The 15,083-nt window shown below is 28.1% G+C and carries 11 protein-coding genes; 8 read left to right on the forward strand and 3 right to left on the reverse strand.

The genetic code is table 11. The features are described from left to right. Positions 1 to 14: 14 nt before the first annotated feature. Positions 15 to 539: a DUF1761 family protein gene (locus tag Bmayo_RS02890; protein WP_075552237.1), complete on the reverse strand. Its 525-nt coding sequence runs from the start codon at positions 537 to 539 to the stop codon at positions 15 to 17. A gap of 139 nt (positions 540 to 678) precedes the next feature. On the opposite strand from Bmayo_RS02890, the gene Bmayo_RS02895 reads away from it, so the two are divergent. From Bmayo_RS02895 to recG, 5 genes are all read left to right on the forward strand, one after another. Further along, the gene (locus Bmayo_RS02895) at positions 679 to 1,266 is read left to right on the forward strand and encodes a hypothetical protein (protein ID WP_075552238.1); all 588 of its coding nucleotides are present in this window, start codon (positions 679 to 681) and stop codon (positions 1,264 to 1,266) included. Between the two features lie 242 nt (positions 1,267 to 1,508). After that, positions 1,509 to 2,678 (forward strand): methyl-accepting chemotaxis protein, encoded by a 1,170-nt coding sequence (locus Bmayo_RS02900; protein ID WP_075552239.1) that lies wholly within the window; start codon positions 1,509 to 1,511, stop codon positions 2,676 to 2,678. A gap of 87 nt (positions 2,679 to 2,765) precedes the next feature. Further along, positions 2,766 to 6,251, forward strand: a complete 3,486-nt coding sequence (gene dnaE / locus Bmayo_RS02905) for a DNA polymerase III subunit alpha (protein WP_075552240.1) — start codon at positions 2,766 to 2,768, stop codon at positions 6,249 to 6,251. Between the two features lie 11 nt (positions 6,252 to 6,262). Further along, the gene (locus tag Bmayo_RS02910) at positions 6,263 to 6,841 is read left to right on the forward strand and encodes a YggT family protein (protein WP_145924609.1); all 579 of its coding nucleotides are present in this window, start codon (positions 6,263 to 6,265) and stop codon (positions 6,839 to 6,841) included. 9 nt (positions 6,842 to 6,850) lie between these two features. Beyond that, positions 6,851 to 8,911: an ATP-dependent DNA helicase RecG gene (recG, locus tag Bmayo_RS02915; RefSeq protein WP_075552242.1), complete on the forward strand. Its 2,061-nt coding sequence runs from the start codon at positions 6,851 to 6,853 to the stop codon at positions 8,909 to 8,911. Here the strand turns inward: recG and Bmayo_RS02920 are convergent. After that, positions 8,908 to 9,696, reverse strand: coding sequence for a M15 family metallopeptidase (locus tag Bmayo_RS02920; RefSeq protein ID WP_075552243.1), 789 nt, complete (start codon positions 9,694 to 9,696; stop codon positions 8,908 to 8,910). The genes recG and Bmayo_RS02920 overlap by 4 nt on opposite strands. 117 nt (positions 9,697 to 9,813) lie before the next feature. Here Bmayo_RS02920 and Bmayo_RS02925 point away from each other — a divergent pair, with 117 nt between their 5' ends. From Bmayo_RS02925 to murD, 3 genes are all read left to right on the forward strand, one after another. Next, a complete protein-coding gene (locus Bmayo_RS02925) occupies positions 9,814 to 11,163 on the forward strand; it encodes an MATE family efflux transporter (protein ID WP_075552244.1) in 1,350 nt (449 codons plus the stop codon). Between the two features lie 164 nt (positions 11,164 to 11,327). After that, positions 11,328 to 12,671 (forward strand): MATE family efflux transporter, encoded by a 1,344-nt coding sequence (locus Bmayo_RS02930; protein WP_075552245.1) that lies wholly within the window; start codon positions 11,328 to 11,330, stop codon positions 12,669 to 12,671. Positions 12,672 to 12,692: 21 nt separating this feature from the next. Beyond that, positions 12,693 to 14,042 carry a UDP-N-acetylmuramoyl-L-alanine--D-glutamate ligase gene (gene murD, locus Bmayo_RS02935; RefSeq protein ID WP_075552246.1) on the forward strand — a complete coding sequence of 450 codons (1,350 nt, stop codon included), beginning with the start codon at positions 12,693 to 12,695 and terminating at the stop codon, positions 14,040 to 14,042. On the opposite strand, the gene Bmayo_RS02940 is transcribed toward murD, so the two are convergent. Beyond that, positions 14,039 to 15,082, reverse strand: coding sequence for a lipid II:glycine glycyltransferase FemX (locus Bmayo_RS02940; RefSeq protein ID WP_075552247.1), 1,044 nt, complete (start codon positions 15,080 to 15,082; stop codon positions 14,039 to 14,041). The two genes, murD and Bmayo_RS02940, sit on opposite strands and share 4 nt — an antisense overlap. Position 15,083 lies beyond the last annotated feature (1 nt).

Here is a 15,083-nt window from a genome sequence, read left to right on the forward strand (position 1 = left end):
TGTCTATTTGTTTACTAGTGGGTAGGCAGGTTTTTAAAATCAATGTTTGTAGTGTTCTCAAATTGCAGTATTTTATAGCTTAAAAATAATTTAGAGAATATGGTTAATAATATTATTATTAAAAAGTCAAAAAAAGCATTAGCCATTGTTAAATTAAATGGTCTTTTTTCATAGATTATATCGTTTATTACTTTGGGAAAGTTAAATGCAAGCCAGGTTATGCTAGATATTATTATTGCGGATAATATATTGTAATTTAAGTCTGTTAAGCTTCCAAGAGAGTTGTTAGTAAGAGTTATTAAATTGTTGAATAAATTGATAAGAGCGTTTATTAAAAAACTTTGTAATAAATGATTTAAAGCTAAAACAAAGATAACAATTATTTTGTATTGTTTTTTTTGAGTATTTAATGTGTTGGTACTGGCAACTATTTTTTTTAATAATATTTTTCGGTATATTATTTCTAATAATGTTTTAAATAAAGTCATGCTAACTATTAATATTGGATTAATATTTGAGAACATAAATTTGATTAACATAATTTTCCCTTTCATTTTAGGCAATGATTTAATTATAATTAGTATATAATAAAATATTTTGATTTCTTTAATAATATTCGGATTTCATTATATTTATATAATAGCTTTAATTTTTGGCAATTTTTATTGGGAGTATTGAATGAAAGAAGAAGACATTAGAAAAACAATTTTAATGAAAAGGCTAGTTAAATATTTTTTTGATGAGCTTAAGTATAGAATGAAGATTCCTTGTCTTAGAATAAGCAATAAAGAGATGAGCACCAAGTACATACTTCTCAATCTTTTCAGGAAAATTGCAAATCTTCCTTTTAATAAGCAATATGAGATAGAAGAGCAGTTTGCTCTTGAAGTTGGTGAGAGAGTTGTGCTTACAGATGCTGTTTTGATTAAAAGAATTGATCATGAAAGATGTGTTATTGTTGGGATTGTTGAAGCAAAAACGGACCAAGTTGATCTTGAGTATGAATTTAATAGATTTTTTCTTAAAGACAAAAAAATCAACGTTCTTTTTTGGCAACCCAAAAAAGTTATTCTCAAGCAAGATGATAAATTATTTGCAACAGAATCAGACGATATTTTTAATTTTGACAATGATTTTAACTTGCCAAAAGTTAAGGCTAAATTAGAAGAGTTTATAGATATTTTTTTAAGTTTTTTTTCTTACAGAGATGCTCTTTTTGAGTATAATGAGGTTAGTGGACGTTATTCTTGGGTAAAAAGAAAGTAAATTTAATTTAAAACTAGTTTTGAATTTTATTAAATGGGGAGAATGATTTGTATCTTTAGATGGTTTTATGGTTTAAGATGAAGGCTTAAATTTATTTCAAAGTGGTTAATTTTTACCATTTAAATGTAAAAATATTTTTTGTTTAGCAATGTATTTGATTTGATATTAAAGTTGAAATAATGTATCAAATTAAGTACTTTGGGGCTCTATTCAAAAAAAAGTTTTTATGGTAGAATCCCTTTATGAAAAAATTTTCGTTTTTTAAAAAAAATAAAAAAGTTTTTGATTCAAATCTTTTAAATGTTGTTAGTGATGACAAAAAAGATTTAAGTACTTATGAATATAAAGCTCCTGTTAAGGAAATGCTAAAGGGATTTTACCATACCAAAGCTTCCATTTCTGCTTTAAAAGTAGGATTTGAGTCATTACAAAGAATTTTGTTTTCTGGAATAGAAGATTTTGATCAAATATTTTCCACTCTTGTTGAGATGACAAATAATGCTCGTGATCAAATAGGCGTTATTTTTAGTGATCTTGGTAAAAATAATAAGGAAAAACTAAATCAAATATCTTCTGTTATTGTTGGAATTCAGGGAAGCTTAGAAACAATAAGTAATTTTCTGGGTGCTACCAATATGATTTCTCTTAATGCAAAGCTTGAGGCTGCAAGAGCTAAAGAATATGGTAAAGGATTTTCTGTTGTTGCAGATGAGATTAAGCGACTTTCTGATCAGGCAAAGGGTGTTATGAATATGATTTCTGTAAAGGAAATTGAGGAGGTTTCTAAAGATTTAATTTCTCATAACCTTAAGGATTTGCAGATTGATATTGATAAGTTCTTTGTCGAGATTCTTGAGCAGCTTAATTATCTTGAGAGCATATTTAAACGCTTTTCAAGAAGTCAAGAGGAATTTTCTTCTTTGGTTGAAAATCTTGAGAGCATAGATGCTAATATGGCTTATTATTCAAGGAGCTGTGATTCTTTGATTAGCTCTGATACTTTTATGCTGTCTAATGATGAATTTTTAAAAGAGCTAGAATTTATTCTCTCGGAGCAACTTTCTTGGATTAATAATTTGAGATTGCTAGTTGAAGGACAAAGGGCAATATTTATTCAGACAGATGCTTCCAAGCATGGGTTTGGATTATTTTATAAAGGATTATCTCCCAAGAATGATGCTATTAGGCAGTTATGGGAAGAAGTTTACATTCCTTATTTAAATATTAATAAGTTTGCAGCTGAAATTTTGATTATATTTAGGTTGGAGAATCGCAATGATAGTGCTTTAAGGCAAGCTAAAGATTTTTTGTCTCAAGCTGAGAGTTTGTCCGAAGAAATTGTCAGAAAACTTGAGCACATTAAAAAGATGGTAATTGAATTGGATAATCAAGGAATTAGTATTTTTTCTTGATTATTTTGATAAGATTTGTTGCAATGATTTAAATTAGAGATTTAAAATTATTATGGCTTTTTAAATTTTTATTTATTTGACTAGGGTTTGTTAAAAATCAAGTTTTATTTTGATAAAATAATTTTAGGTATGAGTTTTAGAGCTAGATTTATTCATCTTCATGTTCATTCAGATTATTCTCTTTTGGATGGAGCTGCAAAAATATCAGATATTATATCAAAAGCAAAAAAATGCAATATGTCACATATTGCATTAACAGATCATGGCAATCTTTTTGGAGCTATTAAATTTTATAAAGAAGCTAAAAAAGCAGGAATTAAGCCAATAATCGGTATTGAAGCTTATATGGCAAAAACTTCTAAGTTTTTAAAAAAACAGGACGATCTTGGAAAAATGTCTTACCATTTAATTTTGCTTGCCAAGAATGAGCTGGGTTATAAAAATTTATTAAAGTTGACAAGTATTTCTTATCTCGAGGGGTTTTATTATCGTCCAAGGATAGATAAAGAGGATCTTGAAAAATATTCAGAAGGCTTGATTTGTACTTCAGCTTGCATTGGGGGGCTAATTCCAAGACTTATTTTAGCCAATAGATTTGAAGATGCTAAGAATGAAATTCTTTGGTTTAAAAAGGTTTTTGGTAATGACTTTTATCTTGAGCTTCAAAGGCATGGCATTAAAGATCAAGACATTGTAAATGAAAGGCTTGTTGAATATTCTAGGGAACTTGGAGTTCCTTTAACAGTAGCTAATGATTCTCATTATGTTAACAGAGAAGATGCAGCTGCTCAAGACATTATTGTTTGCATTGGTACTGGTGCTAAGAAAAGCGATGAGAATAGATTAAAAATGGAAACCAATGAATTTTATATTAAATCTCAAGAAGAAATGTGTGAACTTTTTAATGATTTGCCTGAAGCTTTAGAAAATACTGTAAGGATTGCAGAAAAATGCGATGATTTTAAAATAACTTTTCCAGGTCCTATTTTACCTGATTATCAGATTCCTGTTGAATTTAATACTCTTGGTGAATATTTGGAATATCTCACTCTTGAAGGGTTGAAATTTAGATATAAAACTTTGACAAGCAAAATAAAAGATAGAGCTTTTTATGAATTGAGCGTAATAATTGGAATGGGTTTTGAAGGTTATTTTTTAATTGTTTGGGATTTTATTAAATTTGCTCACGATCACGATATCCCTGTTGGAGCTGGGCGTGGTTCTGGTGCTGGTTCAATTGTAGCTTATGCTCTTAGGATTACTGATATTGATCCTCTAAAATATAATTTACTTTTTGAGAGATTTTTAAATCCTGAGCGTATTTCTATGCCCGATTTTGATATTGATTTTTGTTTTGAAGGCAGAGATGAGATTATAAAATATGTTACCAATAAATATGGAGAAGATAAGGTAGCTCAAATAATTACTTTTGGAACCCTAAAGCCTAAGGCTGTAGTTAAGGATGTGGCTAGAGTTTTAGATATTCCATTTGCTGAATCAAATGAACTTACCAAGTTTATTCCTGATGGTCCCAAAGTTTCTTTAAAAGAGGTTTTAGATGATAATTCCTTGAAAGAATATTTTACTAGCAAGCTTGTTTATAAAGAATTAATGAATGCTGCATTGGTTCTTGAGGGAATGAATAGACATGCTTCAACTCATGCTGCAGGAATTGTAATTTCTAAAACCCCTTTAACTGACTATGTGCCTCTTTATAAGGATTATAAGCAAGGCTCTGTTTCTACTCAATACACAATGGATTTGCTTGAAGAATGTGGACTTGTTAAGATGGATTTTCTTGGTTTAAAAACATTAACTTTAATAAAAAATGCAGAAAATCTTATTAGAAGTGTAAATCCAGATTTTAAAATAAAAAATATTCCAGACAATGATGTTAAAACGTTTAAGATGCTAGGAGAAGGAAGAAGTGCATCTGTTTTTCAGTTTGAATCTGAGGGAATGCAGCAAATTCTAAAAGACGCAAAGCCTGATAGCATTGAAGATTTGATAGCCTTAAATGCTCTTTATAGGCCAGGTCCTATGCAATTTATTCCTCAATTTATTGCTGCTAAAAAAGGTGTTAAGAGAATTAAATATCCTCATCCAGATTTAAAGGAAGTTTTAAAACCAACTTATGGGGTTATTGTTTATCAAGAACAAGTAATGGAAGTTGCAAAAATAATTGGAGGCTTTTCTCTTGGCAAGGCTGATATTTTAAGACGTGCTATGGGTAAAAAGAAAGAAGACGAGATGAATGAAATGAAGGTCGACTTTTTAAGAGGTGCTATTGAGAAAGGATATGACAAAGAAATTGCTAGTGAAATTTTTGAACTTTTAAAGCCTTTTTCAGGGTATGGATTTAATAAATCGCATGCAGCAGCATATTCTTTAATAGCGTATCAAACTGCTTATCTTAAGGCTAATTACCCTGAATATTTTATGGCTGCTAATTTGACTAATGAAATTAATAATAATGATAAGCTTTCTTATTACATTGAAGAGTCAAAAGCTATAGGTATAAACGTGCTTAAGCCCGATATAAATCGATCATTTAGGGAATTTCGCGTAACTGATTCTGGAATTTCTTATGGGCTTAATGGGATTAAAAATCTTGGAGGAATTGTTGTTGATTTGATAATTGATGAGAGGGGAAAAAACGGCAAATATAGTTCTTTTGAGGATTTTATTAGACGTGTAGATGATAAAGTAATTAATAAGAAATTTTTAGAATCTGCAATAAAATCTGGACTTTTTGATAGTTTGGATCAAAATAGAAAAACTTTATTTGAAAATCTTGATCGTTTGATTGAAGTTGTTTCAGAAGATAAAAATAATAAAAAACTTGGTCAAAATAGTTTATTTGGTGCGCTTGAAAGTCAAGATCCAATTCAGCAAAGTTTTAATTATCAGACTTTTAAAGAGTATTCTTATTCTGAGCTTTTAGGATTTGAAAAAGAGCTTTTGGGATTTTACGTGTCAGGTCATCCTCTTGATCCTTATAAAAAGGCAATTGATAGTTTTTCTAGTTTAAATGTTTTAAAAGATCTTGCTGCCAAAAAAGATAGTATTGTTCAATTTGCCGGCATTTTAAATGCAGTAAAAATTATTCAAACCAAAAGAAATAACGCAAAAATGGCTTTTGGTGTTATAGAAGATTTTAAAGGTGCAATAGATATTGTAGTTTTTACAGAAATTTATGAAAGGTATAGGAATTTTTTACTTGAAGGCAATGTTATTGGGGTTATAGGTAGGCTTACGTTTAACAGAGATAAATTTTCAATTGTAGTTGAAAAAGTTATAAATATTGAGAGACTTTCCGAGGATAAAATAAATAATATTCATATTAAATTTTTAAATAATAAATTAAATGACTTACAATTACTTAATTCTTTGAAGGAAAGTATAAGCAATTTTGAGGACAATTCTGGATTTTCAAATGTTTATTTTTATTTAAGGGAAAATGGTAAGGATTTAAAATTAAAAATGAATTCAATTTTAAATTTTGTGCCAGATGAAGACAAGCTTGATAAGTTGAGAAAGTGCGCGATAGTTGAAGATGTTTGGGTTGATTAGGAGGTGCTGTGTTGGTTGTTTTAATAGAAATTTTAATGGTATTTTTGCAGATTTATAGGATTTTAATTTTAATTAGGATTCTTCTTAGTTGGCTTGTGTCTTCAGGAATTAATACCAATGTATTTTTCAGATTTGTACATATTGTCACAGAGCCATTTTTATCTTTTTTCAGAAGAATTCCTTTTTTTACATTTGGTATGTTTGATTTTTCTCCAATTGCAGCTTTAATAACTCTATCTATTTTTGAAAGAATGTTGACTTATGGGAATTATAAGCTTTCTACATTTATTATGTTATTCATTATTGAAGTTTGGGGGATATTTAGAAGCATTTTTATTGCTATAGTTTTCTTTTTATTGTTGAGATTGTTATTGTTGCTTTTGAATTTGTTCCAAGACTCAGACTTTTTTAAAACAGTCGATTCATTTTTGATTCCTTTATCTACTAGGATAAGTGGTTTAATTACTGATAAACATATGTCTTATGCTTTACGTTTGATTGTTGGGAGCGCTTTAATGGTAGCATTTATAATTATTATTGAACAAGTTTTATTTGCTATTGGCGTTTTAGTAAAATATTTACCTTTTTAGGAGATTAAAATGTTTTTACATGAGTTTGAATATGAACTTAAAGGTATAGGTGGTCTTGGTGAGAAAGGGTTTGAAAGGTTAAATAATTTGCAAATTTTTAATGTTAAAGATCTTATTGAGTTTTTTCCTATAAAATATGAGGATCGTCAAAATATGCAAACTTTTCCGGATTTTTCTAAGGTGAAAAGTTGCGACATGATGACTGTGTTCACTGTTGTAGGGCATAAAAAATTTGGGGATAGTTCTAAAAAAAATTTAAAGTTAACGGCAAGAAGTGTAAATGATGAGCCTTTTGAAATTCTACTTTTTAATAGGGCTTTTTTAGAGAATGTTTTTAAAATAGATAAAAAATTCTATATTTATTCTAAATTTACTTATAACGATTATAGTGGTTTATGGAGTTGTTCTAATTTTGACAGTGAAGTTTACAGTGAAAAGCCTGAAAGGTTTAAGAAAATTCTTCCGGTTTACTCTTTGACAGAGGGATTAACATCAAAGAAAATTTCATTATATGTAAGGGAAGCTCTTGAATATTTTTTTAAGTTTGGTCAAACAGATATTCCTAAATTTTTAATAAAAAAGTATTCTTTATTGTCGTTAAGCGATGCTTTAAAAGAAATTCACTTTCCAAGTTCATTAGAAATGCTTGAAAAGGCAAAAAAAACTTTAATTTACAGAGAAATTTTCTTGCTTCAGTTTTTTTCAAGGTATAGATCTTCTAAGGTTCTTTTCCGAGAAAAAAGGCATTTATCAAGAGATTTGCTTGAAAAAGTTGTTTCAAGTTTGCCCTTTGAACTTACAGAAGATCAAAAAATTTCTGTTGATGAGATATTCTCAGATCTTAACTCTTCTAAGCCAATGAATAGATTGCTTCAAGGTGATGTTGGGAGTGGTAAAACTCTTGTTGCCTTGCTTTCGGGGTTTCCTTTGATCGAAGCTGGGTATCAGGTGGCATTTATGGCGCCTACTGATCTTTTAGCTCGTCAACATTATGATAATTTATCTAACATATTGTCGTCTTTTAACATTTCGGTGACTCTTTTGACTGGTAGTTTAAAAAAGAAGGATAAGGAGCAAGCATTAGAAAGTATTAAAAATGGAACTTCTGGTTTAATAGTTGGAACACATGCTATTTTTTACGAAAGTACAGAATTTAAAAGATTAGCATATGTTATCATTGACGAGCAGCATAAATTTGGAGTTGTTCAAAGAGAAGAGCTTAAAAATAAAGGAGAAGGGGTGGATATGCTTTTAATGTCTGCAACGCCTATCCCCAGAAGTTTTGCGTTAACACTTTTTGGTGATCTTGAAATTTCGTTTATTAAAACTTTGCCTAAGGGGCGTTTGCCTATTACTACTTATTTAGCAAAGCATGGCAATGAAGATAAAGTTTATGAGTTTTTAAGAAAAGAGCTCTTAAAAGGTCATCAGGTTTATTTTGTTTATCCATTAATTTCATCTTCAGAAAAATTTGAATTAAAAGATGCTAATAATATGTGTTTAAAATTAAAAGAAGTGTTTAGCGAGTATGTTGTAGATATGCTTCATTCTAAGTTGCCATCCGATTTAAAAGAAGAAATTATGAAAAATTTTTATTCTAAAAAAGTAGATATTTTGGTGGCTACTAGTGTTATTGAGGTTGGAATTGATTGTCCAAATGCAACTTGTATGGTGGTAGAGCATGCCGAGCGTTTTGGGCTTTCTACTTTACATCAAATTAGAGGTCGTGTTGGTAGGAGTAATTTGCAATCTTTTTTCTTTTTACTCTATAAAGAGCCTTTAACAAGTGCTAGTAAATTTAGATTGAAAACTATAAAAGAAAATTTGGATGGATTTAAAATAGCAGAGGAAGATTTAAGGTTAAGAGGGCCAGGCAATTTATTTGGGCTTGAACAAGCAGGATATTTAAAATTAAAAATAGCTAATTTTGTTGATGATAGAGATGTCATAGTATTGATTAGAGAAGAACTTGATTTGTTTTTTTATGATAATTCTGCTTACGACAAGCTTGATATTGATTTGTTAGATAATCTTTTTTGCTCTTATTTGAATGCTGGAAGAAGTATTTAGTTTGCATATTTTTCAATTAGGTCAGTAAGATTTGTTTTGTTATGGCTCCAGAATTCAAGAAGCTTATGTTGTAAATTATTAAAATATTTTTTCTGAATAAAGCATGGCTTAGGTCCTATGTATAAGTAGTGCCAAGGCTCTGCTTTATATCCAGTTTCTATTTCATATCCTTTTGGGTATGAAATAGAAAATCCATATTTTAAAGAATTTTCATAAAGCCATTTTCCTTCTTTTGTATTTAGTAAATTATCATCTATATTTATAAAATCTATTGCTGTTCCCATATGATGTTGAGAGTGGCCTGGAATTGCTGATTGAGTTTCTGCAACTTTTCTTCCATAAGTTTTGACATTGTAATCAAATAAAAATTTTTGGTATTCTTGCGTTCTGTAAGCAGATTTGATTTTAATTTCAATTCCATTTTTTTTTGCATCTTTTATTAGTTGAATTAAATCTTCGATTAATATTCTTCTTACTTTAATAGTCTTTGCTCCAATATTTTTAAGCTCTTTAAAATCATCAATATTTATCAGATCAGGTATTTTATAATCCGCAGGAATTGGTATTTTTTTATTTATTAAAGTTAAGAGGTTACTTTTTTCTGCATCTACTAAAGGCTTTATTTCTTGTAAGAATTGAATAGGATTTTTTTCAATAAAATTTCTGCATTCCTTATTCATTGTTTTGGTAATCTTTAATAGTATTTTTAAATCTTTTTTTGAAATGTTGTTGGCTAATAAAGATAAGTTAATAAATATAAATAATAAAACATAAATTGATTTCATATTATTTAATTATAATATATTTTAGTATAATTAATAGTTAATTCTAAATAATGTATATTCTAGATTGGATTAAATTTAGTTAAAAGTAATAAATAAAGGAGATTGTATATAAGGAATATGATCAAAAAGTTTAAAGATTATGATCAGATAATAAAAGAGTTGTTTATTATAGCTATTCCCACAGCTTTTGAATCGCTTTTATTCCAAATGGTAACTTTTTTTGATAATTTTATGATCTCCTATTTGGGTTCTTTTCATGTTACAGGAGTTTCTTTGGCAAATAGAGTAACTTTTCTTTTTTTTATTATTGTGTTTGGACTTGGTACAGCTTTAAGTGCTTACGTGTCACAAGCAATTGCAAAAAAGAAGTTTCTTCAGATAAGGCAATCTTTTGCTTATATGTTATTAATTGGAACTACAATAGGAATGATTTTTTTTATATTTTCATTTTTTTTCCCAAAAAACATTATCAAACTATTTACAGCTAATCAGAATTCTTTAAATTTTGGATCAGAGTATTTAAAAATTATTTCATTGTCTTATGTTTTAATGGCATATTCTTTTTTATCGGCTATGGGGTTTAAGAGTGCTAAAGAAGTAAAAATACCTTTATATGTTACTTCTATTGTTGTTTTAATAAATATTGTTTTTAATTATATTTTTATTTTTGGTTTTAGCATGGGAATAAAAGGTGCTGCATATGCCACTGTGCTTGCTAGAATTGTTGAGTTTGTTTTTTATTTTTCATATAGCCTGATAAGCAATAATTCGTATTATCGGATTAAGTTTGGTGATTTTTTTGCTTCAAAGGTAGTTACTAGGGCTAATTTGAAACTGATTATACCTGTTTTGTCTCACGAGATTTTTTGGGTTTTGAGTATAACTATTTTACATGCATTTTATGCTCGTGTTGGGAGTATTGAATACGCTTCATTTGCTGTTGCATCAAATCTTTTTGACATTTGTTTTGTATTGCTTCATGGTATGGGACTTGCAACAGGGGTTGTTATTGGGCATTTAATGATTTATGATAAGAAACATGTAAGGTCGGTTGGATTTTTTTTATCTTTTTTAGGATTTCTTTTAGGTATTTTTGTAGTTATTTTGCTTATTGGAATATCAAGCTTTGCACCTTATATTTTTAGCAATTTAGATTCTCCCAAGCTTGTTAGTGTGTTTATTTATGTTTTTGCAAGTATTGTAGTTTTTAAAGCTTTTACGGCACAAGTTCTTGTTGGAGTTTTTAGGGCTAGTGGTATACCAAATGTTTGCTTTTTTATTGAATCAGGGGTAATTGTTTTTTATACGCTTCCAGTTGCCTATTTATTAGTGTTTTATACAAATTTAAGTTTGCCAATAGTGGTTTTTATTGTAAATGCTGAAGAGATTATTAAAAATGTATTTATCATAATAGAATTTTTCCACGATGATTGGATACGAGAGATTGATTATGAAGAGCTTGTTTGAGCATGAGATAGCATAATATATTTGGTTTTAATAAAAATTTTAATGATCTTAGTGAATCTAAAATTCATTCTGATTATGCTGATTTAAAAGTAATTTCTTTTGTTTTTATTGCAGGTTCTAATATTTGCTTTACAGAAATCTTGATTTTTTATTTGGAGAAATTTATGTATTCATTAAGTGCATCAAAAAAGGATAAAATTTATAAAGATCTTTTAAAAATTGCAATTCCAACTGCTATTGAGTTTTTTTTATTTAATTTTATTTCTCTTACAGATAATGCTATGGTTGCATATCTTGGCGATTATCCTGTTGCAGGAGTTTCTCTTGCAAATAAATTTTTTGAACTATTTGTTACTATTGGGTTTGCTATGGTAGGAGCTTACAATATAATCGCTACAAGGCAATACAATCAGGGCGATTTTAAGAGTTTTAGAAATACATTTTTTATTAGTATATTTACTATTATTTTATTTTCTTTGCCGTTTATATTTATTTCTAGAGTGAATCCTTTTTTTTTACTTAGATTAATTTCTAATGATGAGCAGGCAGTTTATTATGGGGCTATTTATTTAAACATAACTATTTTTTCTTTCGTACTTGCAATTATAAAAGGACTTATTGCCAATGCTCTTAAGGTTATTGAAATTGTTAAATTCCAAGTTTACATTTCTGTTTTTTCAGTGTTTTTAAATTTAATATTAAATTATGTTTTTATTTTTGTTTTTCATATGGGCGTAGTTGGAGCTGCTATTGCAACAACAGTTATTCGTGCCTTAGAGCTTGTTGTTTATCTTGTTTATACAGTGTTTAACAAGAATTCAATTTTAAATCTTAAGTTTGATGATTTAAATATTAATATTAAGCTGTTTGTTCAGTTAATTAAATTTTTTATTCCAATCCTTTTAAATGATTTTATTTGGTTTTTTGGATATCTTGTGTTGACGTCAATTTTTATAGGAATTGATATTCATAGATATGCTGCTTACAGTATATCTTTTTCTGTTTATTTTATTATCTTTAATATAATTAATTCCTTTTGTATTTCTTTAAATATTATGATGGGCTATGAAATGCATAATAGTAAAAAAGAAATCATGAAAGTTGCAATTTATTTAGGTAAAATTGGTTTAAAACTTGCTTTTTTAACATCTTTTGCATTGTTTGTGTTTTCATTTTTTGCTCCTTATATTTTTTATACATTAAAGTATTCTCAACTTATAGGAATTATTTTAAGATATTCTTCTGTTTCTGCCTTTTTTATGGCTCTTGCTTTTCAGTATCTTTTTGGATTTTTTAGAGCAGGAGCATCTCCAAGTTTTGGAGCTATTATGGAAGGTTCTGTAACTTTTATTTATACTATTCCTATTGCTTTTGTTTTAGCAAATTATACAAATTTGCCTTTTGAAATTGTTGTTTTTATTCCAGCCCTTGAGGATGCAATTAAACTTGCTATTTCGCTTCCTTATTTTTATAGTGAAAGGTGGATTAAATCTATTAAAACAGGCTAGTAGGTTTGATATAATCTTATTGTGCGTTTAGACGAAATTAAAAATTTAAATTTTTTGGTCATGGGCTTAGGTCTTAATGGAGGAGGAGTAGCTCTTTCTAGATTTTTATTAAAGCATGGGGCAAGGTTAGTAATTACTGATCTTAAAAGTGAGGCAGAATTAGCTTTAAGTATTGATTCTTTAAGGGATTTTGATAATCAAATTAGGTATGTTTTAGGTAAGCACGATATAAACGATTTTAAAAATGCTGATATTGTTGTTAAAAATCCCAGTGTTAAACCCAATAATGAATATTTAAAGCTTGCCAAACGAGTTGAAACGGATATTAGCTTATTTTTGATATTCAACAAGAATCCTATAATAGCAGTAACAGGCACCAAGGGTAAATCTACTCTTGTGTCTCTTTTGTATCAGGTTTTGAAAAAAAAATATCCAAGGGCAAAGCTTGGAGGAAATATTGGCTTGTCTCCTTTGAGTTTTTTTGATCAACTTGATGGAAGATCTCCTGTGATTTTGGAGCTTTCTTCTTGGCAATTGCAATCTTTAAATAATTTTAATCCTATCCTTAGTATTATTACAAATGTTTACAACGATCACCAAAACTATTATTTAAATTTTGATGACTATATTATTGATAAGTCAAAAATTTTTGTAAATCAAACTTCAGGAATTGTGATTATTCAGGACAAGGCTTATTACAAATATTTTTCAAAATTTAAATCAAAAGCCAAAGTTATTTTATTTTCTGAATTTAATCCTTGTGATTTTGATCAAGATATTTTTTATTGCAATAAGGGCAAAGTATATTTTAATGACAATTTGATTGGGAGTTTTTCTGAGTCGCAGTTTATGATTTCTAAGTTTATTGCTTTTTTTGTTTCGTATTATTTAAATATAGACCTTAATCATACTTCTCAGATTTTAAATAATTTTAAAGGCATTGAGCATAGATTAGAGTTTGTTAAATTAGTTCAAAATGTAATGTTTTATAACGATACAGCTTCAACTATTCCTGAGTCTACGGTTTTATCTGTTAAAAGTTTAAAAACAAATGATAACCACATTAACTTAATTGTTGGGGGAACTGATAAAGAACTTGATTTTTCAAGTTTTAGCAAGATAATAAATATTGTGAAAACTTGGATCTTGATAAAAGGTAGTGCAACTGTAAAAATTATTAAGATTTTAGAAAAAAGTAGCATACAGTATTTTGTATTTTATTCTTTAAGAGATGCAGTAAATTATTCTTTCAAGATTTCAAGTTCAGGCGACATTGTATTATTTTCCCCTGCTAGTGCTTCTTTTGAGCTTTTTAATAATGAGTTTGATAGAGGTTTGCAATTTAAAAATTTAGTTAATACGCTTGGTTAAATTTTTTTCCTTATTACTTTGTAATAAAAGTATCTGAGTTTCTCAAGATTTGCATAAATCTTATAAATAAAATTTTTATAAGTAAAATCATAACAGCCAATTCTGTGAATAATATTCCCTCCAAATCCTGTTTTAAAGCCAAAAAGACCATATAAAGGATGTTTTTTGTTTGCAATTGGGGAAATTCCTAATAAATCATATTCTTTTATTTCCATTTTTTTTAAAATTTGTATTGCTTTAAATTGCACTGCGTAATTAGGCATTAAATTTCTATATTCTTTGCTGGAGGCCCCGTAAAGATAGACGGCTTTTTCCTTGTAAATTCCCACTATTATGCCAGAAATAATTATGTTGTTGTAAAATGCGAGTATTAATTTTACTTGTGCATTTTTGTCTTGTTTGAATATTTTAATTAGGTTTTGTATATATTCTTCTGAGTGAATAGCAAATTTATCTCTTTTGCTAGTTTCTTTGTAAAGTTTGTAAAATTCATTTAAATGTTTAAATTTATCATCTATTATTATATTTAGATTTTTTTTTGTACTGAGCTTTATGTTGTATCTTGTTTTTTTTTTCATGTTAAGCAAAATATTCTCAAGAGAATTGTTTAAGTTTAATATTGTTGTGTTTGAAGGCTGTATGTCATCAAATGATTTTTTTAGGTATTTGATTTTAATTTTTAGTGGAAAGTATTTGTCATTCAGTGTTCTTTGATAGTAATACATTAAATCGAATCTTAAAAAAATTGTATTTTTATGTAAGTAGGGTTTTATTTTTGTGCTAAATTCTTTAATATTTTTACTTATTTTATCAATATTAATGTTTTCAAGAGTTTTGTTTGAGAATTCTGGATGTGGAATATATGCTAAGTAAAAATTTTTGAACAATCTTCTCTGCATTACAACAATTTTACCAAGAATATCACTTTCAAATGCTATGGCTTTCCAATTGCTGTTTTTTGTTGTTTTTATTAATGCCCACAGTTCGCTTTGAAGATAATTTTCTTCCATTTCTTTTGTTTCTATTTTTTTAATAGTCATT

It is taken from the genome of Borreliella mayonii (genome assembly GCF_001945665.1).
Lineage (GTDB): Bacteria > Spirochaetota > Spirochaetia > Borreliales > Borreliaceae > Borreliella > Borreliella mayonii.

Excerpts from the sequence above, each read along its gene's own strand:
- Bmayo_RS02890 (WP_075552237.1), bottom strand. The coding sequence starts at position 539 with ATGTTAATCAAATTTATGTTCTCAAATATTAATCCAATATTAATAGTT.
- Bmayo_RS02895 (WP_075552238.1), top strand. The coding sequence starts at position 679 with ATGAAAGAAGAAGACATTAGAAAAACAATTTTAATGAAAAGGCTAGTT.
- Bmayo_RS02900 (WP_075552239.1), top strand. The coding sequence starts at position 1,509 with ATGAAAAAATTTTCGTTTTTTAAAAAAAATAAAAAAGTTTTTGATTCA.
- recG (WP_075552242.1), top strand. The coding sequence starts at position 6,851 with ATGTTTTTACATGAGTTTGAATATGAACTTAAAGGTATAGGTGGTCTT.
- Bmayo_RS02920 (WP_075552243.1), bottom strand. The coding sequence starts at position 9,696 with ATGAAATCAATTTATGTTTTATTATTTATATTTATTAACTTATCTTTA.
- Bmayo_RS02925 (WP_075552244.1), top strand. The coding sequence starts at position 9,814 with ATGATCAAAAAGTTTAAAGATTATGATCAGATAATAAAAGAGTTGTTT.
- Bmayo_RS02930 (WP_075552245.1), top strand. The coding sequence starts at position 11,328 with ATGTATTCATTAAGTGCATCAAAAAAGGATAAAATTTATAAAGATCTT.
- Bmayo_RS02940 (WP_075552247.1), bottom strand. The coding sequence starts at position 15,082 with ATGACTATTAAAAAAATAGAAACAAAAGAAATGGAAGAAAATTATCTT.